This window comes from Sphingomonas sp. PEI4 (assembly GCF_056679955.1).
Genome location: NZ_CM155258.1, coordinates 1020432 through 1045816 on the forward strand (window position 1 = coordinate 1020432; position 25385 = coordinate 1045816).

At 64.6% G+C, this 25385-nt stretch carries 25 protein-coding genes and 1 tRNA gene; 15 read left to right on the forward strand and 11 right to left on the reverse strand.

What is annotated here, in order from left to right; genetic code table 11:
• Positions 1–29 precede the first annotated feature (29 nt).
• Positions 30–1334 carry a sensor histidine kinase gene (locus AC1MLZ_RS04470; RefSeq protein WP_480960643.1) on the forward strand — a complete coding sequence of 435 codons (1305 nt, stop codon included), beginning with the start codon at positions 30–32 and terminating at the stop codon, positions 1332–1334.
• Positions 1335–1455: 121 nt separating this feature from the next.
• Here AC1MLZ_RS04470 and AC1MLZ_RS04475 read toward each other — a convergent pair whose 3' ends face one another.
• The 4 genes from AC1MLZ_RS04475 to AC1MLZ_RS04490 form a co-directional block, all read right to left on the reverse strand.
• Positions 1456–2745: an MFS transporter gene (locus tag AC1MLZ_RS04475; protein WP_480960644.1), complete on the reverse strand. Its 1290-nt coding sequence runs from the start codon at positions 2743–2745 to the stop codon at positions 1456–1458.
• Entirely contained in the window at positions 2745–4868 is a 2124-nt protein-coding gene (locus AC1MLZ_RS04480) for a M3 family metallopeptidase (protein ID WP_480960645.1), read from the reverse strand. Before AC1MLZ_RS04480 ends, AC1MLZ_RS04475 begins: the two co-directional genes overlap by 1 nt.
• A gap of 106 nt (positions 4869–4974) precedes the next feature.
• Positions 4975–5157, reverse strand: coding sequence for a hypothetical protein (locus tag AC1MLZ_RS04485; protein WP_480960646.1), 183 nt, complete (start codon positions 5155–5157; stop codon positions 4975–4977).
• Between the two features lie 41 nt (positions 5158–5198).
• Positions 5199–5915, reverse strand: a complete 717-nt coding sequence (locus AC1MLZ_RS04490) for a Crp/Fnr family transcriptional regulator (RefSeq protein WP_480960647.1) — start codon at positions 5913–5915, stop codon at positions 5199–5201.
• A 132-nt stretch (positions 5916–6047) separates the two neighbouring features.
• Between AC1MLZ_RS04490 and gntA the strand changes: the two genes are divergently transcribed.
• A complete protein-coding gene (gene gntA, locus AC1MLZ_RS04495; RefSeq protein WP_480961465.1) occupies positions 6048–6734 on the forward strand; it encodes a guanitoxin biosynthesis heme-dependent pre-guanitoxin N-hydroxylase GntA in 687 nt (228 codons plus the stop codon).
• Entirely contained in the window at positions 6727–7314 is a 588-nt protein-coding gene (locus AC1MLZ_RS04500; RefSeq protein ID WP_480960648.1) for a DUF1989 domain-containing protein, read from the forward strand. The genes gntA and AC1MLZ_RS04500 overlap by 8 nt, the downstream gene beginning before the upstream one ends.
• Positions 7315–7318: 4 nt before the next feature.
• On the opposite strand, the gene AC1MLZ_RS04505 is transcribed toward AC1MLZ_RS04500, so the two are convergent.
• The 3 genes from AC1MLZ_RS04505 to AC1MLZ_RS04515 form a co-directional block, all read right to left on the reverse strand.
• Positions 7319–7888 carry a cell wall hydrolase gene (locus AC1MLZ_RS04505; protein WP_480960649.1) on the reverse strand — a complete coding sequence of 190 codons (570 nt, stop codon included), beginning with the start codon at positions 7886–7888 and terminating at the stop codon, positions 7319–7321.
• Positions 7889–8076: 188 nt separating this feature from the next.
• A tRNA-Leu gene (locus tag AC1MLZ_RS04510) sits at positions 8077–8161 on the reverse strand.
• 66 nt (positions 8162–8227) lie between these two features.
• Positions 8228–9736 (reverse strand): YifB family Mg chelatase-like AAA ATPase, encoded by a 1509-nt coding sequence (locus AC1MLZ_RS04515; protein WP_480960650.1) that lies wholly within the window; start codon positions 9734–9736, stop codon positions 8228–8230.
• Positions 9737–9863: 127 nt separating this feature from the next.
• On the opposite strand from AC1MLZ_RS04515, the gene AC1MLZ_RS04520 reads away from it, so the two are divergent.
• The 9 genes from AC1MLZ_RS04520 (at position 9864) to dapE (ending at position 17081) form a co-directional block, all read left to right on the forward strand.
• A complete protein-coding gene (locus AC1MLZ_RS04520) occupies positions 9864–10166 on the forward strand; it encodes a hypothetical protein (protein ID WP_480960651.1) in 303 nt (100 codons plus the stop codon).
• A gap of 87 nt (positions 10167–10253) precedes the next feature.
• On the forward strand, positions 10254–10388 hold the full coding sequence (gene rpmH / locus AC1MLZ_RS04525) for a 50S ribosomal protein L34 (protein WP_031393806.1): 135 nt from the start codon (positions 10254–10256) through the stop codon (positions 10386–10388).
• A gap of 56 nt (positions 10389–10444) precedes the next feature.
• Positions 10445–10801 carry a ribonuclease P protein component gene (gene rnpA / locus AC1MLZ_RS04530; protein WP_480960652.1) on the forward strand — a complete coding sequence of 119 codons (357 nt, stop codon included), beginning with the start codon at positions 10445–10447 and terminating at the stop codon, positions 10799–10801.
• 241 nt (positions 10802–11042) lie between these two features.
• Complete coding sequence (yidD, locus tag AC1MLZ_RS04535) at positions 11043–11288, forward strand: membrane protein insertion efficiency factor YidD (RefSeq protein ID WP_056051180.1); 246 nt, start codon at positions 11043–11045, stop codon at positions 11286–11288.
• A complete protein-coding gene (yidC, locus tag AC1MLZ_RS04540; RefSeq protein WP_480960653.1) occupies positions 11285–12994 on the forward strand; it encodes a membrane protein insertase YidC in 1710 nt (569 codons plus the stop codon). Before yidD ends, yidC begins: the two co-directional genes overlap by 4 nt.
• Positions 12995–13053: 59 nt before the next feature.
• Positions 13054–13671: a ribosome biogenesis GTP-binding protein YihA/YsxC gene (gene yihA, locus AC1MLZ_RS04545; protein ID WP_056052878.1), complete on the forward strand. Its 618-nt coding sequence runs from the start codon at positions 13054–13056 to the stop codon at positions 13669–13671.
• 108 nt (positions 13672–13779) lie between these two features.
• Positions 13780–15225 (forward strand): S41 family peptidase, encoded by a 1446-nt coding sequence (locus AC1MLZ_RS04550; protein WP_480960654.1) that lies wholly within the window; start codon positions 13780–13782, stop codon positions 15223–15225.
• Positions 15226–15297: 72 nt separating this feature from the next.
• Positions 15298–15969: a glutathione S-transferase gene (locus tag AC1MLZ_RS04555; protein WP_480960655.1), complete on the forward strand. Its 672-nt coding sequence runs from the start codon at positions 15298–15300 to the stop codon at positions 15967–15969.
• Complete coding sequence (dapE, locus tag AC1MLZ_RS04560) at positions 15966–17081, forward strand: succinyl-diaminopimelate desuccinylase (RefSeq protein ID WP_480960656.1); 1116 nt, start codon at positions 15966–15968, stop codon at positions 17079–17081. The genes AC1MLZ_RS04555 and dapE overlap by 4 nt, the downstream gene beginning before the upstream one ends.
• Positions 17082–17262: 181 nt before the next feature.
• On the opposite strand, the gene AC1MLZ_RS04565 is transcribed toward dapE, so the two are convergent.
• From AC1MLZ_RS04565 to AC1MLZ_RS04575, 3 genes are all read right to left on the reverse strand, one after another.
• The gene (locus tag AC1MLZ_RS04565; RefSeq protein ID WP_480960657.1) at positions 17263–17892 is read right to left on the reverse strand and encodes a Smr/MutS family protein; all 630 of its coding nucleotides are present in this window, start codon (positions 17890–17892) and stop codon (positions 17263–17265) included.
• On the reverse strand, positions 17867–19054 hold the full coding sequence (mltA, locus tag AC1MLZ_RS04570; RefSeq protein ID WP_480960658.1) for a murein transglycosylase A: 1188 nt from the start codon (positions 19052–19054) through the stop codon (positions 17867–17869). Before mltA ends, AC1MLZ_RS04565 begins: the two co-directional genes overlap by 26 nt.
• A gap of 203 nt (positions 19055–19257) precedes the next feature.
• Entirely contained in the window at positions 19258–19902 is a 645-nt protein-coding gene (locus tag AC1MLZ_RS04575; RefSeq protein WP_480960659.1) for a Tim44/TimA family putative adaptor protein, read from the reverse strand.
• Between the two features lie 168 nt (positions 19903–20070).
• On the opposite strand from AC1MLZ_RS04575, the gene secB reads away from it, so the two are divergent.
• The 3 genes from secB to trpS are packed head-to-tail and all read left to right on the forward strand — an operon-like array spanning position 20071 to position 23204.
• Complete coding sequence (gene secB / locus AC1MLZ_RS04580) at positions 20071–20583, forward strand: protein-export chaperone SecB (RefSeq protein WP_480960660.1); 513 nt, start codon at positions 20071–20073, stop codon at positions 20581–20583.
• Positions 20584–20607: 24 nt separating this feature from the next.
• A complete protein-coding gene (gene murJ, locus AC1MLZ_RS04585; protein ID WP_480960661.1) occupies positions 20608–22173 on the forward strand; it encodes a murein biosynthesis integral membrane protein MurJ in 1566 nt (521 codons plus the stop codon).
• 8 nt (positions 22174–22181) lie between these two features.
• Positions 22182–23204, forward strand: coding sequence for a tryptophan--tRNA ligase (gene trpS / locus AC1MLZ_RS04590; RefSeq protein ID WP_480960662.1), 1023 nt, complete (start codon positions 22182–22184; stop codon positions 23202–23204).
• A gap of 239 nt (positions 23205–23443) precedes the next feature.
• On the opposite strand, the gene dnaA is transcribed toward trpS, so the two are convergent.
• On the reverse strand, positions 23444–24958 hold the full coding sequence (gene dnaA / locus AC1MLZ_RS04595) for a chromosomal replication initiator protein DnaA (RefSeq protein ID WP_480960663.1): 1515 nt from the start codon (positions 24956–24958) through the stop codon (positions 23444–23446).
• Positions 24959–25385 lie beyond the last annotated feature (427 nt).

Genomic DNA, 25385 nt, shown 5'->3' on the forward strand with positions numbered 1-25385 from the left:
GGCCGTGGCCGCGCAGCCTCGCCGGGCAGATGGCCTTGCTGATCGCGCTCGCGCTGTTCGTCGCGCAGGCGATCAACTTCGGCATGATCCTGCACGATCGGTCCGAGTTCCGCCTTGCCCAGGCAACCCGGCCGGTGGCGACACGGATCGCGGATGCGTTGGACCGAGAAGCGCATGCCGACCGCCCATTGACTGCCGACCGGGGTCGCGTCCGCCGTATGCCGACCAACCCGATCCCGCCCGCGGTGTTCGAGCGTCGTCCAGAAGTCGCCACCGAACTGCGTCGGCAATTCGCCGATCTCGGCCTGACGGTCGGACGAATCGATACCGGCCTACGTCCTGCCGCCGACGAGACCAGCGATGCGCATCGCCACGACGGGCTGCGGCGCGGCGATCGACAAGGCCCCACGCTGCTGATCGCAATCGAGCAACCTGGACGCGGATGGCTGGCGATTACAGCGCCCTGGCCCCAGCCCGGCTGGCGGCTGTTGTTCGCGGTGCTGACGCAGACCGCGATCCTGTACATCGTGGTGCTTCTGCCCGTGCTGTGGATCGTTCGCCGGATATCGCGCCCACTCCAGGATCTGCGCCATGCAGCGGAGAGCTTTCGGCCGGGCGATCCGGGCGCGCCGATGCCGCCGCATGGGCCCGAAGATGTCGTCGCCCTAATTACAGCGTTCAACGCGCTGAGGCTTCGCGTGACGGGGATGCTCGACGAAAAGGACCGTATGCTCGGCGCGATCGGCCACGACCTACGCACGCCGCTCGCGGCACTGCGCGTGCGGATCGAGTCGGTGGAGGACGATACCGATCGGGCACGAATGATCGATACGGTCGCCGAAATGAACCGGACGCTCGACGATATCCTCTCGTTGGCGCGGTTGGGACGGCCGAGCGAACCGCTGACCGATGTCGATCTTGCCGCGCTGGTCGATGCCGTGGTCGAGGATTTCCGCGATATTGGCAGCGATGTCAGCTTCGTCGAAGCGGACCGTTTGCGGATGCGGTTGCGGCCGTCGCTGATGCGGCGTGCGGTGCGCAACCTGATCGAGAATGCGGTGAAATACGGCGTCTCGGCGGAGGTCCGGGTCGAGGCCGGCGCGCAGTCCGTGGCGATTGTCGTTGCCGATCAGGGACCCGGTATTCCCGAGGACCGGATGGGCGACGTGTTCGATGCGTTCACCCGGCTGGAAAGTTCACGCAACCGCGAGACCGGGGGCATCGGCCTGGGCTTGGCGCTGGCCCGCGCGATCGTGCGCGAGGCGGGCGGAGAGATCCGCTTGGTCAACCGCGCCGCGGGCGGCCTCGACGCGATCATCGAACTACCGCGCTAGCGCTTCTGCTCCCTCTCCCCTCCGGGGAGAGGGTCGGGGTGAGGGGCAGTTCCGGGCGGAGCGTTGCTTGGCAGCCCCTCACCCCAGCCCTCTCCCCTAAGGGGAGAGGGAGCAACACACCTCAATCCTCGACGATCTGGCTGTTCGTCCGCGTGTCTTTCATGCGCAGATACACCACCAGCGACACCGCGATCATCGCCGTCACATACCAGTAGAAGCCGCGTTCGAAGCCGGCGCCCTTGAACTTCAGCGCGACGAACTCGGCGGTCCCGCCGAACAGCGTGTTGGCCAGCGCATAGGGCAAGGCGACGCCCAGCGCGCGGATATGCGCCGGGAACAGTTCCGCCTTCACGACCGCGTTGATCGAGGTGTAGCCCGTCACGATCACCAGCGCCGCCATCACCAGTAACCCGGCGTAGATCGGGTTGGTCGCGCTCTCCAGCGCGGTGAAGATCGGATAGGTGAACAGCACGCCGGCGATGCCGAACCCAACCATCAACGGCTTGCGCCCGATCCGATCCGACAGGCCACCCGCGATCGGCTGCAACAGCATGAACACGAACAGCGTCGCGGCGTTGATCTGGCTCGCCACCTCGCGGCTGAACCCACTGGTATTGACCAGGAACTTCTGCATGTAGATCGAGTAGGCGTAGAAGGCGAGCGTACCGCCCGCGGTCAGCAGCATCACCGTGACGGTTTCACGCGGATGCTTGGTGATCAGCTGGATGAAGCCCGACTTCGGCTTGCCGGTCCCTGCGTCCGCCTTGGCATTCTCGAAGCTCTGCGTCTCAGCCAGCCCACGGCGGATGTAGAACACGACAACGGCCAGTACCGCACCGATCGCGAACGGAATGCGCCAGCCCCAGGAATCAAGCGCCGCCTCGCTCATCGTCGCCTGCAGCACGAGCAGCACGCAGATCGCGAGCAACTGGCCCGAGATCAGCGTGACGTACTGGAACGACGAGAAGAACCCGCGGCGGTCCTTCCCCGCCATCTCGGTCAGGTACGTCGCCGAAGCCCCGTATTCGCCGCCGACCGACAGCCCCTGCATCAGGCGCGCGATCACCAGCATCGTCGGTGCGAATACGCCGATCGTTTCATAGCCGGGCGTGCATGCGATGATCAGCGAGCCGGCACACATCAGCGTGACAGACACCGTCAGTCCCGCCTTGCGACCATGGCGATCGGCATAGACGCCCATGATCCACGCGCCGATCGGCCGCATCAGGAAGCCGACCGCGAAGACGGCCGCCGTGCTCAGCAACTGCGCGGTGCGATCCGTCGATGGGAAGAAATGCGGCGCGAAATACAGCGTAAAGGCGGAATAGACGTACCAATCGAACCATTCGACGAGATTGCCGGTCGATCCGCCGATGATCGCCTTGAGGCGTGTTTTCTGATCGGGTGCCATTACTTCACTTCCTGCGTCGGGAATCCGCGCTTTTTCAACAATGCATTCACGTCGGGATCACGCCCCCGGAACGCGCGATACGCCTCGGCGCGATCGGTCTCGTTGCCCGTGGACAACAGGATCTTGGCGAACTTGTCCGCGGTCGGCTTGTCCCAAGGGCTGCCTGCTTCCTCAAACGCCGCGAACGTGTCGGCGTCCATCGTCTCGGACCAGAGATAGCTGTAATAGCCCGCCGAATAGCTGTCCGACGCGAACAGATGCTGGAACTGCGGCACCCGGTGACGCATCACCAGCTGCTTCGGCATGCCGATCTCGGCAAGCGTCGCGGCCTCGAACTTGTCGGGGTCGATCACGCCGTCGGGAACGGTGTGGATCTTCATGTCGACGATCGCCGACGACAGATATTCCGCGGTCTTGAAGCCCTCGTTGAACTTGGCTGACTGTTCGATCTTGTCGAGCAACGCCTGCGGCATCGCCGCCTTGGTCTGGTAATGCCGCGCATATTTGTCGAGCACGTCGCGGGTCAGCAGCCAGTGCTCGTTCACCTGGCTCGGATACTCCACGAAGTCGCGCGGCGTGCCCGCCAGCCCCGGATAGTACACGTTCTGGAGCATCGCATGGATCGCGTGGCCGAACTCGTGGAACAGCGTCTGCGCATCGTCGAGGCTGATCAGGATCGGCTCGCCGGGCGCACCCTTGGCGAAGTTGTTGTTATTCGAGGACAGCACGAGCTGCGCGGGGGCGAGGCCTCTTTGACCACGATACGTGTTCGCCCACGCGCCCGACCGCTTGCCGGTCCGCGCGAAATCGTCGCGGTAGAACAGCCCGACATCCTTGCCGTTCTTGTCCGTGACGCTCCACACCCGCATGTTCGGCTGGAACACGGGAACGGTGCCGGTGATTTCCTTGAAGTTCAGCCCGTACAGCCGGTTGGCGGCGTACAGCGAACCCTGGATGATGTTGCCGAGCTCGAAATACGGCTTCAGCTGCGCCTGATCGAGGTCGTACCGGGCTTTACGCACCTTCTCCTGATAGAAGCGGTAATCCCACGGCTCGATCGTCAGCGAGGTGCCGGCGACCTTCTGCATGTCCGCGACTTCCTCAGCCACGCGCGCCTTGGCGGCAGGCCAGACGCGCATCATCAGGTCCATCGCCGCGGCAGGCGTCTTCGCCATCGTGTCCTGCATCCGCCAGTCGGCATGCGTCTTGAACCCGAGCAGATGCGCGCGGTCGGCGCGCAGCTTCACGATCTGCGCGATCGTCGTGTTCGTGTCGTTAGCGTCCGCGTTGTCGCCACGATTGACGAACGCGCGCCAGACCTTCTCGCGCAGTGCGCGGTCAATGGCATAGGTCAGTACCGGATCGACCGCAGACCGCGTGTTGACGATCGCGAAGCCCGGCAGCTTGCGCTCCGCCGCGGCCGCCTTGGCAACCGCCTTCACGCTATCGGGCAACCCGGCGAGTTGCGCCTCGTCGGTGATCGAAATCGCCTTGCTCTCGTCAGCGAGCAGCTTCTCGCCAAACGTCGAGAACGCCGTGGCAAGCTGTTGATTATACTGTGAGAGCTGCGTCTTCTGCGCGTCGGTCAGCTTGGCGCCCTGGCGGACATAGCTGTCGTAGATTCGCGTCACGAGGCGGATCTGCTGCGCGTTCAAACCGCTCGAATTGCGTGCATCGTAGATCGCCTGGATACGCGCGAACAGCGGCTTGTCGAAGGTGATCGCATCCGATGCCGCCGAGAATTTCGGCGACCATTCGCGGTCGAGCTTCTGATAGGCCGGTGTGTTCATGTTGCCGGTCATCACGCCGAACAGCGTCATCACGCGACCATAGCGCTGACCGGCGAGTTGCATCGGCACGATCGTGTTGGCGAAGGTCGGCTTGGCCGGATTGTCGGCGATCTTGCGGTATTCGGTGGCACGCTCGGCGAGCGTCGTCTCGAACGCCTGCGGGAACAGTTCGGGGCGAACCTTGTCCCAGGGCGGCACTCCGCCGGTCGGCCCGGTCCAGTCGGCGAGCAAGGGGTTCGCGGCTGGTGTCGCGGACGTTGCACCAACCTGCGCAACGGTCGACGTAGACGCCATCAGCGCAACGGCACTGGCGGCGAGGTATAGAAACTGCACATGGATCTCCCGGTCAATGTACCGGGTAGCATAGTGATAAAGTCAGATGGAGGAACCCGTATGGGTCATTTGGCCCCGCCCGATTCATTTTTAGCAGCCTCACCGCTTACTCCAGGGGCTGCTCGTCCGTCGATTGCGTCGCCGCGCGTGCCGCGGCTGCGATGAGGCGACGACCAGTTTCCGCGGCAGCCTCGGGGGTCATCGCGATCGCCAGCCCGCCGGGCCCGTCGAGTGTCACGACGCCATTCTCTGCTGCTGCGACGCCCGGTATCGTTTCCGGCTTCAACATAATCGCACTCCAGGCCCGGTTCGGACGGCGACCCGCAGCAGTCAGTCGCCTCTGGAACCGTACAAATATTGTGGTTCGAACTCCGCAACGGCTGCAAGTGCCTTACGATCCAGGATATTCACCTCGCCTGCCTTGAACGTCAGCAGATTTTTCTCGCGGAGCGCTCTCAGCACGCGGTTGACGTGCACCCCGGTCAGCCCGCTCGCCTCGGCCAGATCGGGCTGCGTCATCGGCAACATGTAGCGACCATCCGCCGCCATTCCGACCATTTCGAGCCGCGTATTCAACTCGCAGAACAGATGCGCGATTCGACCTTCCGCACCAAGCCGCCCTAGTCGGAATATCCACTCGCGGTGCATCGCCGCATCGAGCAACGTGCTGAACCACAATTTCTGCGTGAGGTGCGGATAACGCTCGGTGATCGACAGCAACGTCTGGTGTTCGAAACAGGCGATCTTCACCGGCCCGAGTGTCGCGATGTCATGATCGAGCCGCTTCATCGGGAAAGCGTGAAGATCGACAAAATCGCCCGGCACGTGGACCGCAACCAACTGACGCTGACCTTCACGGTCGTCCATGTAGCGACACACAAAGCCTTCGAGCAGCAACGTGCTCGTATCGATCAGCTCACCCGCGCGGACGATCTGCTTGCGTGGCGGCACCTGTCGGACGGATCCGATGCCGTCCTCGAGGACCTGCTTTTCTTCGTTGCTGAGCTCATGGCGACCACGGCCCATGAGAAATTTTTCCGAGATCATCGACGCCCCTTCTTCGCCTGCTCCCGTACCGCCACGCCGGAGAAAAGAACAGATCGGGATTCGTACTGATACATATCAAAATGTTATGCCGTGGGCGAAACATTGCCGCGGTTCGCGGGTTCCTGCCCGACCATGTACCAACCAATCTTTCAGAACGATCATCCGCTCGCGCGCAAGTTCATCGAGAATGTGCAGGCGCCGCAGTTTCCGTGCGTCGGCGCAAAATCCGCCCTGGCCAAGGGGCAGATGGACATTCTCGTCGCCCGGGATCTGCGATCCGCTTGGGATGACATGAGAATCTCTCCGGCACTAGGCGAGACAGTCCGCAAATATCGCGAGGATCGGGCGATCTTCCGGACGCTCATTATTCTGTTCGAAGCGCCTGCTTTGCTGTCGGAAGAAGAGTTCGAAGCGCATCTCTGGGCTCGCGCGCAGTCGCTCAGCGACAAGGACGAGTGGCTTGGCTACCGCCCCGATCCGTCGGTGAGCAGCGACCCCGACGATCCGCATTTTTCGCTGAGCTTTGCCGGCGAGGCATTTTTCGTCGTCGGCCTGCACCCGAATGCCAGCCGTCCCGCGCGTAAATTCGAGTCACCGGCGATGGTGTTCAACCTGCACGACCAGTTCGAGGTGCTGCGTGATCAGCAGCGCTACGACAAGCTGCGTTCGTCGATCCTCGCGCGCGATCTCGAATACGCAGGCTCGATGAACCCGATGCTGGCACGCCACGGCGAATCAAGCGAAGCACGGCAATATAGCGGGCGCGTGGTCGACGAGTCCTGGAAATGCCCTTTCAAGCGAGGCGAGGCCCGTGGCTGACATCAAGACAATCCCGCCGCGTTCGGGAGCAGGCTTCACGCTCGACAAGGGTCAGACGCTCACCGTGATCGATCCCGAGGGTCGGCAGGTGTCCGACCTTCTCGCGTACAACCGCGCGGACGTGCGCGAGGCGATCTCGTCGGGGCGGACGCTCGATTACGCAAGCCGACTGTACCTGACGACGGGCGACCTGCTCTATTCGAACCGCAGCAACGTCATGCTGGAAATCGTCTCGGACGATGTCGGCCGCCATGATTTCCTGCTGACACCGTGCTCGAAGGAAACCTTTGCGATCATCTACGGCGACACCGATCCGCATCGCGGCTGCTTCGGCAATCTCGCGGAGGCGCTCGCACCTTGGAACGTCGAACCCGACCAGATCCCGGTTGCGTTCAATTGCTTCATGAACGTGCCGATCAATGGCGAGACCGGCGCATTCACGGTAGAGCCGCCGTTGAGCAAGGCCGGCGACACGATCGTCTTTCGCGCGGCAATGGATCTCGTGATCGGCATGACCGCCTGTTCGGCGCTGCAATCGAACGGCGGCAGCTTCAAGCCGATCCAGTACCGGATCGACTGAACGGTCAGCGTCGCTGGTAGAAGATATGCGAATCGACGGTCGCCACCTTCACAAGCGAACTGCGCCAATACGGCACGAGCCAGTCCGTGTGATAATGGGTCGCCCGGCCGACCGGAGCATAGACGTAGCCGGTCAGGGCTCGACGGGCAGTATTGCGCGCCTGCTCCCATCCTTCGTGCTCAGGCCGGCGCGTTTGCGAGCCGTCGCAGGTGAACGAGAACTGGCACCCCGTCTTGCGGTTCGCGCCCTGGTAGACGACCCCGCACACCGTCTTGGGAAACCCGCGAGCGCTTGCCCGGTTGAGCACAACCTGGATCACCGCGCGCTGCGCGTCGTGGCCGCTGCCCGCTTCGTAGAGCGCCGCAGTCGCCAGGCACTCGGTCGCTTGTAGACGCGCGGCCGGACCGCCGCGGAAGCGGAACGGCTCTGCCCTTTTGCGTTTTTCAGTCTCGATCGGAACCAGCGCGTTAGAGACGCGCGCCTGGGCCATCGTCAACCGCGGCTTGCGGTCAGTTGTGGCGGTTTCGGTCGGCCAGGGCAGGTCGGTGAGCGATCCGAAGATCGCCGCGAACACGACCGCCGTGCCGAGCAGGAGAAGCCAATGCTCGGAGGATGGTCTCAGCCCGGATCGATTGCGCCGACGCGATGAGACATATCGGGCCGGTCGCTTCGCCATCCCGCGTCCTTCCGACGAAATTTTCGCGAGGAAACGATCCGTGTGTCGCTCGCCCCGAAGGTCGACGCGTAATCGTCAGGAAGAGTTGGTGCCCCTGGCCGGAATCGAACCAGCATGCCTTGCGGCAACCGATTTTGAGTCGGTCGCGTCTACCAATTTCGCCACAGGGGCAGCGGCGGGTTGGCTAGACGAAGCTTTCCTCCGCCGCAAGCTGTCTTGATCGGAAAAAATATCGGTTCAGTTCCTCGGCGGCTGGCGGCGATAGCTGAGCGCTTCGGCGATATGGATGCGGCCGACGGTGTCGCTGCCGGCGAGATCGGCGATGGTGCGGGCGACGCGGAGGATCCGAGTGTAACCGCGCGCGGTGAGCCGCATGGCTTCGGCCGCTTGGGCGAGGAGCTTTCGACCTGCTTCGTCAGGCGTGGCTACCGCATCGAGCAACGCGCCGTCGGCCTCGGCGTTGGTGCGAACCGGATGGTCGCGGTATCGGTCGGACTGGATGGCGCGCGCGACGGCAACACGTGCGGAAACCTCCGCCGAGCCTTCGGTTGGCGGGGGGAGGATCAGGTCCGCGGCGCTGACGGCTTGGACGTCGATGTGCAGGTCGATCCGGTCCAGCAAAGGGCCGGAAACCTTCGCCTGATAGTCCGCAGCGCATTTCGGGGCGCGCGCGCAGGCGAGGCTCGCATCGCCGAGATGCCCGCACCGGCACGGGTTCATCGCGGCGATCAACTGGACGCGCGCCGGGAAGGTGACGTGCGCGTTGGCCCGCGCGACGCTGACCGTACCGGTTTCCAGCGGTTGGCGCAGCGAATCGAGGACGGCACGCTGGAACTCCGGAAGTTCGTCGAGGAACAGGACGCCGAGGTGCGCAAGGCTGACCTCCCCCGGCTTGACCTTCAAACCGCCGCCGGTGAGTGCCGCCATCGAGGCGGAATGGTGCGGGGCCCGAAAAGGCCGCGTGCGGGTCAGGCGCCCGCCGGAGAGCGTGCCGGCCACCGATTGGACCATCGACACTTCGAGTGCTTCAGCCGGGTCGAGCGGCGGCAGGATACCAGGCAGGCATGAGGCCATCAGCGACTTGCCCGACCCAGGCGGACCTACCATCAGCAAATTATGCGATCCGGCGGCGGCAATCTCCAGTGCGCGCTTGGCGGTCTCCTGACCCTTCACCTGTCGCAGGTCCGGACCGTGATCGGCTTGTTCAGCAATGCCCGGCTTGGGTGGGCTAAGCAGGCCATGACCTTTGAAGTGGTTCAGCAGCGACAGCAGATCCGGCGCGGCGATGACTTCGATCTCGCCCGCCCACGCCGCCTCAGACCCTTGTGCGGCGGGGCATACAAGCCCCTTCCCCACTTCCGACGCATGCAGCGCAGCCAACAAGACGCCCGGCGACGCGGTGATCCGCGCGTCGAGGCCAAGTTCGCCGACGATCACGTAGTCGGCCAACGCCTCCGCATCGACCACGCCCATCGCGGCCAGCAATGCCAGCGCAATGGGTAGATCGAAATGCGATCCTTCTTTCGGCAGATCGGCGGGCGACAGGTTCACCGCGATGCGCTTGGGTGGCAACGACAGGCCCATGCCGGCGATCGCGCCGCGCACGCGTTCGCGACTTTCGCCGACCGCCTTGTCCGCGAGGCCAACCACGTTGAACGCGGGAAGTCCTGGAATCAGTTGGACTTGCACCTCGACCGCGCGCGCTTCGAGTCCCAGATACGCCACCGTCGCTACGATCGCCGCCATGCCCGCTCCCCCGCGACACGACGTCACGCCTTATTCATACCCGATTTGTCATCTCTGCAAGGACGCGCTCAGAACTCCCCGGCCGTGCCGTCTTGCCAACCTAATACACCGGACCCACATGCCTTCCGTGAAAACAGTCCGCTCCCCTGTCCTCCGCCTCGGTCAGTTGCTGCTTGGGGTACTGCTGATCCTGAGTGCGCCGCTGCTTGCGCCACTGCCGGGGCCAGCGGGCATCTTTCTGTTCGCGGGCGGCATGGTTCTCGTCCTGCGCAATTCGCGCTGGGCACGGTTGAAATGGGCGCGGTTGAAGCGGCGCTGGCCGCGGACCGGTCATTTCGTCGACCGGATGATGCGACGACAGAGCGCGATGCGACGTCACGAGCGCGCAAAGGCGTCGAAAAGTACCGCTGCCACTGCCGGTGCGAATTGACTTCCCCCGCCCCTTTCCGTAAGCGCCCAGCCATCAAGGCCGTCCCCGTGGCGGCCGTTTTCTATTTGATGACCTAGGGAATGACCAATGAAGCGGACCTTTCAGCCGAGCAACCTGGTACGCGCACGCCGTCACGGCTTCCGCGCACGGATGGCGACGGTCGGCGGCCGGGCAGTGATCCACGCACGCCGCGCACGCGGTCGCAAGAAGCTGTCGGCCTAACTATTCTCGACAAACGCCGCGATTTTCTCGCGGCGAATGCGGGGAAGCGCGCGCCGATGCCGGGATTCGTCCTGCTGATGCGCCCCCGCGATGACGGTGACGAGACGATGCGAATCGGCTTCACCGTCACCAAGAAGATCGGCAACGCCGTCGTCCGGAACCGCATGAAACGGCGGTTGCGGGCGTTGGCGCGCGAGCTGTTGGCGGAACGCGGCGTTGCTGGGGCCGATCATGTTTTGATCGGGCGCAATGGCGGGGTCGAGCGGGACTTCGCCTTGTTGCGGACCGAACTGGGCAAAGCGTTCCGGAAGGTTACGCCGCAAGCTGCTGCTACCTCGGCAACGAACACCATCACCCCGACGGATGCCACCACCCCGGCGAAGGCCGGGGCCCAGGTGGGAAAGCGGTCGTGATGCAGCACCGCCATTCGTTAGCTATGTCACCCAACTGGGCCCCGGCCTTCGCCGGGGTGGCGGATAGGTTTGCCGTGGTGCTAGGGTTCGGATGGTGTGGTGCTGGATGCCAAATAGCCACCTTCCTCCCGTTACTTGTTCACCCGCGAAGGCGGGTGCCCAGTCTGGGTCCCCGCCTTCGCGGGGAAACAATCTTGGGGTTTCGCGCAGCTAATGATCTCGCGCAGCGTTGCAAAAAGTCATGCTAGCCCGCCTCCTCATCCTCCTCGCCCGCGCCTGGCAACTGGGCCCTTCCCTCGTCCTGCCATCGAGTTGCCGCTACGATCCTTCCTGTTCAGCCTATGCAATCGAGGCCGTTGGGCGCTATGGCGCGCTCAAGGGGGGCTGGTTGGCGGCGAAGCGTATCGCGCGTTGCCATCCGTGGGGCGGGTACGGCCCCGATCCGGTCCCAGACATCGACAAGAAATTGAAAGACGCCGCCCTGTGAAAGACGACAAGCAGAATTTCGTGCTGTTCGCGGTGATCGCGGCGCTGATCCTGTTCGGATGGCCGCTGATCCAGGGCAAGTTCTTCCCGACGGCGAATCCACCGGTGACCCGGATCGAGGACGGCAAGACCAAGCCGATCGCCAACCCCGCCGCCGATCCGGCCGCGGATGGTGCCGCCGCAATCGGCGACCGCAACGCCGTAATCGCGAGCACCCCCCGCATCCGTATCGAGACGCCGCGCGTGTCCGGTTCGATCAACTTGAAGGGCGCGCGGATCGATGATCTCGTGCTCAAGAATTACGACGAGACGGTTGCGAAGGACTCGCCACCGATCCGCCTGCTTTCGCCCGCCGGTGCGCCGGGCGCCTATTTCGCAAGCTTCGGCTGGCGTGCGCAGGGGCTGACCCCGCCCGCCGCCGACGCCGTCTGGACGGCTTCGGGCGCAACGACGCTGACGCCAGCCACGCCCGTCACGCTCGACGCGACCAACGCCACCGGCCAGCGCTTCCGCATCCAGATCGCAGTCGACCAGGATTACATGTTCACGGTTCGCCAGACCGTCCTGAACGCCGGCACCGCGCCCGTTCCCGTCGCGACGTACGGCCTCGTCAACCGCGTCGGCGTCTCGAAGGATCCGTCGTCGATGACGATCCATGTCGGGCCGATGTCGGTCGACAATGGCGGCGCGCATTACCGCCCGGACTACAAGGACATCGACGAAGCCGCGCAGAAGTTCACGACGACCGGCGGCTGGCTCGGCTTCACCGACAAATACTGGCTGACCGCCCTCGTTCCCGACCAGGGCCAGGCGTTCGACGGCCAGTTCCGCGCCGGCGCCAACAAGGCATACCAGGCGGACTACGCGCTCCAGCCCAGGCAGGTCGCACCCGGCCAGGCCATCACGCAGACGTCGCGCTTCTTCGCCGGCGCAAAGGAAGTCCGCCTGCTCGATCGCTACACCGATCAGGCCGGCGGCGTCGCCAAGCTCGATTACGCGATCGACTGGGGCTGGTTCCGGATCGTCGAGAAGCCGATCTTCTATTATCTCGACTGGCTGTTCCGCATGGTCGGCAACTTCGGCGTCGCGATCATCCTGCTGACGGTGACGATCCGCGGCCTGCTGTTCCCGATCGCCCAGCGCCAGTTCAAGTCGATGGCCGCGATGCGCGCCGTCCAGCCAAAGATGAAGCTGATCCAGGAGAAGCATAAGGACGACAAGGTCCGGATGCAGCAGGAAGTGATGGCGTTGTACAAGACGGAGGGCGTCAATCCGCTCGCCGGCTGTGCGCCGACGCTGCTCCAGATCCCGATCATGTACGCGCTGTACAAGGTGCTGATGCTGACGATCGAAATGCGTCATCAGCCGTTCGTCGCGTGGATCAAGGATCTGTCCGCGCCCGATCCGCTGACGCCGCTCAACCTGTTCGGCCTGCTGCCGTTCACGCCGCCGCACATGATCGCGATCGGTGTCGTGCCGATCATCCTGGGCATCAGCATGTACTTCCAGTTCAAGCTGAACCCGACGCCGATGGACGACACGCAGAAGCAGGTCTTCAAACTGCTGCCATGGGTCCTGATGTTCGTGATGGCGCCGTTCGCGGTCGGCCTTCAGGTGTACTGGATCACGTCGAACGTCCTGACGATCATCCAGCAGAAGCTGCTCTACGCCCGCCATCCGGGCCTGAAAGTGCCGGTGACCAAGTGAACGACGTTCCGAACTTAGGCCCCGACCTGGAGCCGACCGACGCGCCGTTCACGCCCGAGATGCTGGAGCATGCGCGAAAGCTGTTCGCCGGGCATGTCGGCTTCTTGAAGTCGGCGCCGACGCTCGAATTCCTGCCCGACGCTTCGGTGCCGGAAGTAGCGTTCGCCGGTCGTTCGAACGTCGGCAAGTCGTCGTTGTTGAACGCGCTGACCGGCCGCAACTCGATGGCGCGCACGTCGAACACGCCGGGCCGAACGCAGGAGCTGAACTTCTTCGACGTCGGCGCTCCGCTTGCGTTCCGGCTCGTCGACATGCCCGGCTACGGGTTCGCCAAGGCGCCGAAAGACGTCGTCAAGAAGTGGCGCTTCCTGATCAACGACTTCCTGCGCGGCCGTGACGTGTTGAAGCGCGCGCTGGTGCTGATCGATTCGCGCCACGGTATCAAGGACGTCGACCGCGAGATCCTGGAGATGCTCGACAAGGCAGCCGTCAGCTATCGCATGGTCCTGACCAAGGCGGACAAGATCAAGGCGTCCGAGCTCGTCGAGGTTACCGAACGCACTGCGATCGAGGCCCGAAAGCGCCCTGCCGCGCATCCTGACATCCTGGTCACGTCGAGCGAATACGGCATGGGTATTCCCGAACTCCGCGCAGCCGTGGTCGAAGCCGTCAGCTAAGCGGCGCGAGATCGGCACAGACGCGACGAGATCGAACCAACCTTGCGTTTCCAGGCTGACATTATTCGTCAAACTTCGTAGCTTTCCCGCAACGGGGGAGAATGCGTAATGCGTAAGCGTTTTGGGACGACACTGGCACTGGCCGCCATGCTGGCAGGCTGTGGCGGCGGGGACGGCGGCGGATCGAGCACGACCGGGGGCGGATCGGCCACCACTCCGACCCCGACACCCACGCCGACGTCGACCGCCGGATGCTCGTTGCGCGAACGCCAGGATTGGGCCGCAGCACAGCTTCGCGAATGGTATCTGTTCCCGGACACGCTTCCCGCGACGCTCAGTCCGGCTGCTTACACCACGGTCGACGACTATATCGATGCGCTGACCGCGACCGCGCGGGCGCAGCGCAAGGATCGGTACTTCACGTATCTGACGTCGATCAGGGAAGAGAACGCGTATAATAATTCGGGCGCGACGGCGGGCTTCGGGCTGCGCTTTGCGCTGGACCAGACCGGCCAGCGGCTGTTTGCCGCAGAAGCGTTCGAAGGTGCGCCCGGCCTCGCCGCCGGCATCGACCGCGGTACGGAAATCGTCGCCATCGGCACCTCATCCAGCACGTTGCGAGCCGTCAGCGCGATCGTCGCCGCAGAGGGTACCGCTGGACTGACCACGGCGCTCGGCCCCGACACCGTCGGCACATCGCGGGTCATGAGCGTCAGCGACGCCGCGGGAACGCGCACCGTCACGGTCGCCAAGACCAACTTCGAGCTGTTGCCCGTTTCAACCCGCTACGGCGCCAAGATCATCGACGATGGCGGACGCCGCGTCGGCTATCTGAACCTGCGGACGTTCATTCGGACCGCCAATGCGCCCTTGAAGGCGGCCTTTGCCGATTTCCGATCGAAGGGCATCACGCAAGTTATCGTCGATCTACGCTACAATGGCGGCGGCCTGATCGAGACGGCCGAATATCTCGGCGATCTGCTCGGCGGCGCCCGGTCGACGTCCGAGGTATTCGATTACGTCACGTTCCGCACCGAGAAGGCTTCGAACAACACGACGCGGTTCTTCGCACCCCAGCCCGAATCGATCGCGCCGACGCGGATCGCCTTCATCGGCACGGGCGGCACGGCGTCCGCGAGCGAACTGGTGATCAACGCCTTCACGCCGTACCTGCACACGAACGCCGGGCTGATCGGCACCAACACATACGGCAAGCCGGTCGGCCAGATCGCGCTCGACAGGGAATCCTGCGACGATCGTCTGCGCGTGGTCGCCCTGGCGACGCAGAATGCCGCGCGCCAGGGTGATTACTATGACGGGCTGGCCACCAAGGTTGAGGCGTCGTGCCGGGCGTCGGACGATATCGGCTACCAGCTTGGCGACCCGCTCGAATCGTCGACGCGACAGGCGCTGAACTTCCTGGCCGGACGCAGTTGTACGCCGATTACCGGCGATGCGAGCGCTCGCTCGTTGCGTACGTCCGAAACGCGGCACGATCTGCTGATGCCCGATCGTCCCGGCACGGCGCAACGCGAGGTCCCCGGCCTGTTCTGATACACCAACGTCTACCCCGATCCGCGAGCGGGGCGATTGCCTCTTGTCGTCCCCTCGCCTAGCACCGCGCGCATGAAACTGATCATCGGCAACAAGGCCTATTCCTCCTGGTCGCTACGCGGCTGGCTCGCGTGCAAGCAGTCTGGGCTGCCGTTCGAGGAGGTCGTCGTGCCGATGTACGACGCCGATTGGGAAAAGCGCCGCTCGGGCGACGAGTTCGCACCGTCGTCCGGTAAGGTGCCGATCCTGTGGGACGGCGACGCGGTGGTGTGGGACAGTCTCGCGATCGTCGACTATCTCGCCGACAAGGTCGGGCGCGAGCGCTTCTGGCCCGAGGACAACGCGGCGCGCGCGATGGCGCGGTCGATGGCGGCAGAGATGCATTCGAGCTTTGCCGCGCTGCGTCGCAAGCACAGCATGAACGTGCGCCAGGTCTTCCCGGCGCAGACGCCCGACGACGACGTGCTCGTCGAATTGCAGCGTGTCATGGAGATCTGGGCGCAGGCCAGGGCACGCTTTGGCGGCGGCGGGGATTTCCTGTTCGGCCAGTTCGGCGCTGCCGACATCATGTTCGCGCCACTCGTCACCCGAATCGTCACGTACCAGTTGCCGATCGCACGCTTCGCGGCAGGCTATATGCAAGCGATGTTCGAACATCCCTTCATGCAGGACTGGATCGCCGCCGCCCAGGAAGAGGAATGGGTCCTCGAACAATTCGAGCAGCCGGTGCCTGCGACCGCATGATCGATCCGGTCGCGCTCGCCCAGGCCTTGCTGCGCGCGGATAGCGTAACGCCAGCGCGTGGAGCGGTCTTCGATGTGCTGGAGGCGGCGCTCGTCCCCCTCGGTTTTGCGGTCGATCGCTTCACGGTCGGCGAGGCGCCCGACGGCCCGGTCGAGAATCTACTCGCGGTGCGCGGCGAAGGACCGCGGCATCTCGCATTTGCCGGGCATGTCGACGTCGTACCCCCCGGCGAAGGCTGGACAGGCTCGCCTTGGTCCGGCGAAGTCCGAAACGGGTTGCTCTACGGACGCGGTGCGGTCGACATGAAGGGCGCGGTCGCGGCTTTTGTTGCGGCCGCGAGCCGGAGCGATGCCGGGATGCTTTCACTTATCGTCACCGGTGACGAGGAGGGCCCCGCCACCTACGGCACCGTCGCGTTGATGGAGCGGATGGCCGCGCGGGGGATCGTGCCCGACCTGTGCCTCGTCGGCGAACCGACCTCGACCAAGCGGCTCGGCGACATGGTGAAGATCGGGCGGCGCGGCTCGGTCAATATCTGGATCGACGTGCCGGGGCGCCAGGGCCACGTCGCCTACCCGCATCTCGCCGACAATCCGATCCCGCGACTGATCGCGATCCTGGCAGAGATCGAGACCGTGGTGCTCGATGAAGGGACCGACTGGTTCCAGCCGTCGAACATTGAAGTCACCGACATCGCGGTCGGCAACCCCGCCCACAACGTCATCCCCGCCAAGGCATCGGCTCGCCTCAGCATCCGGTTCAACGACTGCCATCGCGGGCCCGACTTGATCGAACGGATCCGCGCGATCGCGGAGCGTCATGCGCCGGGCGCGGTGGTGACCGGCAAGGTGTCGGGTGAAGCGTTCCTCACCGAGCCGGGCGGCTTCTCCACAATGTTGTCGGACGCTATCGTAGGCGCGACCGGGATCGTCCCGGAACTGTCGACCACCGGGGGAACCTCCGATGCGCGCTTTCTGTCGAAGCTCTGCCCCGTGGTCGAGTTCGGCCTCATCAACGCGACGATGCACAAGGTCGACGAGGCGGTCGCGGTCGAGGATTTGAAGGCGCTGACGAATATCTACGAAGACGTGATCGCCCGCGCACTGCGCTAACGCTTCGAGTCTGTCGTCGACGCAGTATATAAATCCTCCTCCGCCAGGGGGAGGTGGCGCCGAAGGCGACGGAGGGGGAGGAACATGCAACGGCGGTTCTTCCTTACCTCCCCCTCCGTCTGGCCAGAGCCAGCCACCTCCCCCTGGCGAGGGAGGATTGCAAGATCAAATGCCGCCAGTCCTAATCCCGCCCCCGACGCAGGACGATATACAACGCCCCCTGCCCGCCATGCCGCGGGTGCGCACCGCGGACCGCCGCGATCGAGTCCGCATGACGCGAGCCTGCCAGCCAGTCCGCCACGGCCGATCGGATCGCGCCACGTGCGTGCGGACGCTCGCTTTCAGGCCGCGGCGGCTTGCCCGTTACTAGCAACAACACGCGGTCGCCACGCGCGATCGCTCGCCCCAGCCCGACATCGAGCAACGCATGCGCAGACGCCAGCGTATGGCCGTGAAGGTCGATCGAACTGTCGGGGACCACCGCACCGCGCACGAGTTTCTTGTCCCAGCCGCCGTCGAGCGTGTTGGCCGTGATCGGCTTGGCCACCGGCCGCGGCACCACCGCTGGTTTCGCCCCCGCCCGGCTGGCGAACGGCGTGACGACCGTGCGGATCAGCGGCTTCACCTTGCCCATCGGCGCAGGCGGAGGCGGTATGATCTTGCCGTTGGGACCGATCAGCGGCTTGGGTGGTGGTGGCAGCGGCGGTGCGCGATCCGGGATGCGGACCGCGACCACCCGCATCGGCCGGACGCTCGCCATCACGCGCGCCCAGAGTTGCGCCTCATCAGGGTTGAGGGATCGGCCCGCCATCTTGCGCCCCATTCATCTGACCGTTGAAAGGCTGGCCGCTCAGACGTTGGCCATTCAGACGTTGGACCGTACCGATCGGCAGCAACAGGAACGCGGTACCACGCCCGGCCATGCCGCCTGCGGTCGACTCCGCCGCGGGGCCGGCACCCCAGAAGGTGTCGAAACGATTGCTGCCCTTGATCGCACCGCCGGTATCCTGCGCAATCCACAAGCCGCTGGCATCCTGCCGATCAAGCGACAGGAACACGGGCGCGCCGAGCGGCACGAACTTGACGTCCGCCGCCACGCTGACCTGGCCGGTGACCGGCAAGCCCAGGGCTCCCAACGGCGCCCCCTCCAACTCGCGAAAGAACACGAAGCTCTTGTTCTCGCGCATGATCGCCTGCCCTTCGGCCGGGTGCGCGTGGAGCCACGCGACGATTCCCTGCATCGAAGTCTGTCCCGGCTGGAGCAACCCGCGTGACTTCATCAGTGCGCCGATGCCGGTATAGTCGCGCCCGTTCTGGGTAGCATAGCCCACGCGCAGAATCTCGCCGTCGGGCAGTCGCAACCGCCCCGATCCCTGGATCTGGAGAAAGAACAGTTCGATCGGATCGCGTGCCCAGGCCAGGATGGGCGCCCGGCCCGAAATCGCCCCCTGCTCGATCGCGGTCCGATCGTAATACGGCACCAGATTGCTGCGATCGACGCGACCGCGGATCTTCTTGCCCTTCAGCGCGGTCGAGAACGCGCCGAGGTCTACGTCGATCAGGTCGTTCGGACGGCCATAGATCGGCGCATAGCCATCGCGCCGTTCCAGCGAACCAGCGATCTCAGGCTCGTAATAGCCCGTTGCGAACGCCTTGCCGTCGCCGACCTGCGCCGCCTCGAACCATTGCGCAAAGAAATTGCGCGCCCCGCCACGTGGCACCGAAACGGCGGCGGCACAGGCCGGCTGCCAATCGGCGCCGCGGGTGAGACCCGATGCGTCATTACGCCGAACCAGCGACGGGCAACTCGTGATGAAGGCCTGCAGCGCGGACTGCGCCTGAGCGTCGTCGATCGGCAGGCTAGCAATCGCCGGGCCCGCAACGACGCCAGCGGTTGCCGCATTCGTCGGCGCCGTCGGTGCATTAACGGGGATCGGCAACACCGGCACCGCACCGACGATTCGCGCCGGCATCTGAATGCCGCGGATGTTCGGGGATGCGCCAGTGTCGCGCGAGGGATGAACGCGTACGGGCGCACGCGCTTGTTCGCGATCGGAGTCACGGTTATCGTCAACCGGTGCTGGCCCCGATCGCGGCGGCGCGACTCCGCCGACACATGCGCTGAGCAAAATCGACAGCGCCAAAGCGCTGGCCCCGCCCCCCCTGGACCGCACGATCACGCCTCGTCGGTGTCGGCAAGCTTCCAGTTCGGATCGCTACTCTTGAGCGTCCGTGCGAAGGTCCAGACGTCATGCGTCTCGACCGCGTCGGTCAACGACCCGGCCAGCACGACGCCGTCGCCATCGCGTGTAACCGCAGCGATATCCGCATCGAACCGAACGGTAATCCGGGCATCGCGGCCCGAAACGCTCGCGTCGGAAATCACCGCGCGCTCGATCGACACAAGACGATTGTCGAGCACTTCGCCGGCCGCGACACGTGCAGCGATAGCCTCTGCGAACGCGGCACGGACATCGTCTTCCGCAAGATACCCGAGCTGTTCCTCGTCGCCCTTCCAGAACGCTTCAAGGACCATGCGGTAGGCCGCCTGGGAACCTTCGAGGAACTGGTTGACGTCGAACCCAGGTTCGGCGGCGACGATCGAGCGCAGGCCTGCTTCGGCGCCCGGCTCGATGTTACGGCTGGCCACCTCGCGTGGCTCAGGCGTCGCATCGATCGTTCGCGGAACGACGGCGAGCGCGGGACGGTCTTCGGCCGTACGCGGCAGGGGCTGTTCATGCCCCGTCCGCTTGCCGAGCACGCTATAAAGTCGCATCGCCAAGAAGCCTGCAACCATCGCGAGAAGAACTACGTAAAACAACCGTGCCTCCGATCTTCGGGCTAACATAGGCCAAAGCTGCGCTTATTCAAACCCGGGCCCGTTGAAACGCCCCGTCGGCACTGCTACTCGCAGCGCCTTGACCGATATGAACGCGCAAGCGTGCCGCTTCGGTCCCATTTCTCCGCTTATCTTCTAAGGACATGACGAATGGATGATCAGGACAACGGCTTCACCATGCCCGACCAGGCTCTCGCGAACGGTGAAGACACGGTCCCCGCTGCCGGGCTGATCTCGCAATACGTCAAGGACTTGTCGTTCGAGAACCCGAACGCACCCGCGGTCTATCAGAACCAGACCCCGCCGGCGATCGACGTGCAGTTCAACATCGGTGCGGCGCAGGTCGGCGACGAGGTTCACGAGGTCGTGCTGAAGATCGACGTCCGCGCCGAGAGCGACGGCCAGGTCGCGTTCATCGTCGACCTTTCGTACGCGGGCCTGTTCGGGCTGCGCAACATCCCGGCCGAGCATGTTCAGCCGTTCCTGCTGGGCGAGGCGCCGCGCCTGCTGTTCCCGTTCGCGCGTCGCGTGCTGTCGGATGCGGTACGTGACGGTGGTTTCCCGCCGCTGCTGCTCGAGCCGATCGATTTCGGCCAGCTGTACCTGACCCAGTCGGAGCAGGCTGGTATCCAGCCGAACGTCGGCGATTTCGGCCAGGCCTGATCGAGTGGGGCGGAGCGCGCGTAGATGAACCTTACCAAGGCGCTGGGATCGGTCGGTGGGCTGACGCTCGTCAGCCGTATCCTGGGGCTGGTACGCGATTCGCTGTTCGCGCGGTTCGTCGGCGCCGGGTTCGCGTCCGACGCGTTCCTGATCGCGTTTCGCCTCCCCAATATGTTCCGTGCGCTGTTCGCGGAAGGCGCGTTCTCCGCGGCGTTCATTCCGATGTTCAATCGGAAGGTCGGCGCCAAGGACGGGCGCGGATTGCCCGACGGGATCGCGTTCGCCGAGGACGCCCTGTCGGTGCTGCTGCCGACGCTGATCCTGATGACCGCGATCTTCGAGATCGCGGCCTGGCCGCTGACATGGCTGCTGACCTTCGGATTCAATGGCGCGAGTGCCGAGCGGTTCGACTATGTCGTCCATCTGTCGCGGATCATGTTGCCCTATCTGCCGCTGATCAGCCTCGTCTCGCTGCTCGGCGGCATCCTCAATTCGCTGCACAAATTCTGGATCAATGCGGCCGCGCCGATCCTGCTGAATGCAACGCTGATCGCCGCACTGCTGCTGTTCCACGAACATGACCCATTGCTGACGTCGCGCAACCAAGGCATCGCCGTCACTGTATCGGGCGCATTGCAGCTTCTCTGGCTGATCTACGCTTGCCGCGCCTCGGGCGTAAAACTCCGGCTAAAGCGTCCGCAGCTCAATCCCGACGTCAAGAAACTCATGTCGCTGATCTGGCCTGCCGCGGCGGGTGCCGGTGCCGTGCAGATCAATCTCGTCGTCTCGACCGCGCTCGCTGCCGCGCTGCTGCCGGCGGGATCGGTCTCGTATATCTATTTCGCGGACCGACTGAACCAGCTCCCGCTCGGGTTGATCGGCATCGGTCTCGGCACCGTCCTGCTTCCCACCATTTCGCGCCAGCTCGGCCGCGGCGAGGATGCGGAGGCGATGACGACGCAGAACCGCGGCATGGAACTCGCGCTGTTCCTCACCCTGCCCGCGACGGTCGCGCTGATCGTGTGCGGCGTACCGATCGTCGGCGCGCTGTTCCAGCACGGCAAATTCGCGCTCGAAGACAGCGTGCTGACCGCGCAGGCGCTCGCTGCCTTCTCGATCGGCCTGCCGTCCTACATCCTCGTAAAGGTCCTCACGCCGGGCTATTATGCGCGATCCGATACGCGCACACCGGTCCGCTATGCGACGATGTCGATGGTCGTGAACCTCGTCCTCAACCTCGCCTTCATAAAGCCGCTCGGTCACATGGGGCCACCGCTTGCCACGGCGATCGCGAGCACGGTCAACGTCGCGATGTTGTACCGGACGCTGGTGCGTCGCGGGCATTTCATACCCGATGCGCGGCTGCGGCGACGGACATGGCGGCTGCTAGTGGCCGCGCTGATCATGGGCGTCGTGATGTATTTCCTAAACGACCTGTTCCAGCCCTTCGTGACCGGCACCAGCATACAACGCTGGGGCGCCATGCTGGTGCTGGTTACCACCGGCGGCGTGGTCTATGCGGTCGCGACATTGCTCACCGGCGCGTTCCGGCTGGGCGACATCTCCACGCTTCTGCGTCGTTCCAGATAGGTTTCACTATGCGCGCCCCTGTTCAACGGGTTGTTTCCGGCATCAAGCCCACCGGTAATCTCCACCTCGGCAATTACCTGGGGGCGGTGAAGCAGTGGGTCACGCTCCAGGACGACGTCGCAGCGCAGGGCGGCGAGTCGATGTTCTTCATCGCCGATCTCCACGCGCCGACCGAATGGATCGCGCCTGCCGAGCTGTCGTCGCACACGATCGAGGTCGCCGCGACGATGATCGCGGCGGGGATCGATCCTGCGAAGTCGATCCTGTTCAACCAGGCGCGCGTCCCCGCGCATAGCGAGATGGCGTGGCTGCTCAACACGGTCGCGCGCGTCGGCTGGCTGAACCGCATGACGCAGTTCAAGGACAAGGCGGGCAAGAACCGCGAAGGCGCGAGCGTCGGGCTCTACGACTATCCGGTACTGATGGCGGCCGACGTGCTTCTCTACAATGCGACGCACGTGCCGGTCGGCGAGGACCAGAAGCAGCATCTCGAACTCGCGCGCGACATCGCGACCAAGTTCAACGGCGACTATGGCGTCGACCTGTTCACGCTGCCCGCGCCGCTGATCAGCAAGGCGGCGCCGCGGATCATGTCGTTACGCGATGCGTCGGCGAAGATGTCGAAGTCGAACCCCTCCGAGCAGTCGGTGGTCAAACTGATCGACAGCGACGACACGATTGCGGACAAGTTCCGCAAGGCCAAGACCGATCCGGACGTGTTGCCGGCGACGGTCGAGGAACTGGGCGACCGGGCGGAGGCCCGCAACCTGCTGACGATCTACGCGGCACTGGCGGACACGGACGTTGCGACAGTGCTCGGCGAGTTCGGCGGCACGGGCTTCGGCGCGTTTAAGCCTGCGCTGGCAGACCTGGCAGTGGCCAAGCTCGGACCGATCCGAGACGAGATGGTGCGGTTGCTGGACGACCGCAGTGCGGTGACCGCGGTGTTGCAGGCGGGAGCCGAGAAGGCGCGCGCGCTGGCGGCGCCGGTGTTGAAGCAGACGCAGGACGCGATGGGGTTGCAGGTCTAGCGCGACCAGACGGCACCTGTCCGCCCCCTTTCTACTTCCGTCACCCCCGCGAAAGCTGAGGTCTCCCCCGTTGGACGCGACGCTCCCCACACGACGAGATCCCAGCTTTCGCTGGGATGACGGTTTGGGGGTGTGGTTACGTCCTGTGGAAGCCTGATACCTAAGAGTGTTCCCCCGCGAAGGCGGCGGTCCAGACTGGACTCCCGCCTTCACGGGAGGACAATGAAGTGGGGGCCGGCCTAGCCTTCGAGCTCGCGCATCAGCACGCGCACGGCCGCATCGATGTCGCGGTCCGAATCGCGCAGTTCCTCGATCTTCCGCACCGCATGGATCACCGTCGAGTGATCACGCCCACCAAATTTTCGGCCGATCTCGGGAAGCGACCGAGTCGTCAGCCGCTTGGCCAGATACATCGCGATCTGCCGCGGTCGTGCCACCGCCCGAGCGCGCCGCGCCGAAATCAGGTCGAGCGGCTTCAGTTCGAAATGCGCGGACACGAGCTTCTGGATCTCGTCGATCGTCACGCGCTTCTGCGCCCCGCGAAGAACCTCGCCCAACGTCGCGACCGCGAAGTCGAGGTCGATCGTATCCCCGGTCAGCTGCGCGTACGCCACGACCCGGTTCAGCGCGCCCTCAAGCTCGCGGATGTTCGCGTGGATGCGCGCCGCCAGCAGGTCGAGCACGTCGGTCGGCACGCGCATGTCGGGCAGGTCCACGAGCTTCCGGTCGAGGATCGTCCGACGCAGCGTAAGATCAGGCGCCTTGATGTCCGCGACCAAGCCCACCGCCATGCGGCTGACGATCCGCGCCTCGACGCCTTCGAGCGCCTGCGGGCAGCGATCGGCGGAGATCACCAGACGCTTGCCCGCCGCCATGATCTCGTTGACCGTGTGGAAGAATTCTTCCTGCGTCGCGTCCTTGCCGGCGATGAACTGGAGATCGTCGATCAGCAGCAGGTCGGCACCGCGCAGGCGCTGCTTGAACGCATGCGTATCGCGCGCGCGCATCGACGCGACGAAGTCGTACATGAAGCGCTCGGCGGACATGCACAGCACGATCGCGTGCGGGTTATGTTCGAGGAACGCGTGGCCGATCGCGTGCATGAGGTGGGTCTTGCCCTGCCCCGTGCCGCTGTGGAGGAACAGCGGGCTGAATCGCACCGGGCCCGGCTCGGCGAGCACCTTGGCCGCGTTGAACGCCACCTTGTTGGACGGATCGACGACGAATCGCGCGAAGGTATAGCGCGGATCGAGCGGCGGCCGCTCGGCCGGCACGCCGACCGGCGCCAACATCACGACAGGCGCCGGTGCCGGCTTCAGCGACGGATCGACGCCGAACTTCATCGAAGCCTGTACCGGCTCGGCGCCCCGCTCGGGGGCAGGCTCGGCCCGGACCGGCAAAGGATCTGCAACGGGCCGAGGCGCAACGGCGTCAGCCACCGGCTCGATCGCGAGCACGACAGGAGCGCGACCCGGCGCCCGGGTCTCGATCTGGACGGTGCGGACGTTGGGCAGGATCTGCTTGAATTCGAGCACCAGCCGGTCCGCATAATGATTGCGGACCCAGTTGGTCATGAACGCCGATGGCAGCGCGAGTCGGATCGTATCGCGGTCCTCGCCGGGGATCAGCTCGATCGGCTTCAGCCACTGCTCAAACAGTCGTGCGCCGGCCGACTCGCGCAAGGATGCACGAACGCGGGCCCAGGCCTTCTCGGCCTCGGTCGCGTGCGTCACTGATCCTTGCCACTTCGTCACGCGCACACTTCTCCGACCCCGCGAGATTGCTCGCGCGGGTGATATAGCCCCGACAGAAAATGATCCCCGTGACGCCGTCAAACGGTCGTCCGGCATCTTCGCCCTATTCCCCCGGCCCCGTTGGTCTCGTCGGTGATTCACGTCCGTGATCCGCCAGCGCCGTGCAATCAGTTATGAAGCGATCGGCGAGTCTAGCAAGGCCCCGACACGTCACATTTTCGAAATAAAGCGGGTTGACTTGACCAAGCCCCGGAAATGCGTCGGAATTTTTATAAGTCGCTGTGTTAAGGCAATTTTTGGGATTGTTGCACTTTCATGACTTGATCTTAGGTCGCTCGAATCGCGGGGAATCCGTTGATTGTGCTGCCCCGACATCGGTTCCGTTCGCAGACGCAAAAAACCCGCCGGGAATGTCCCGACGGGTGAT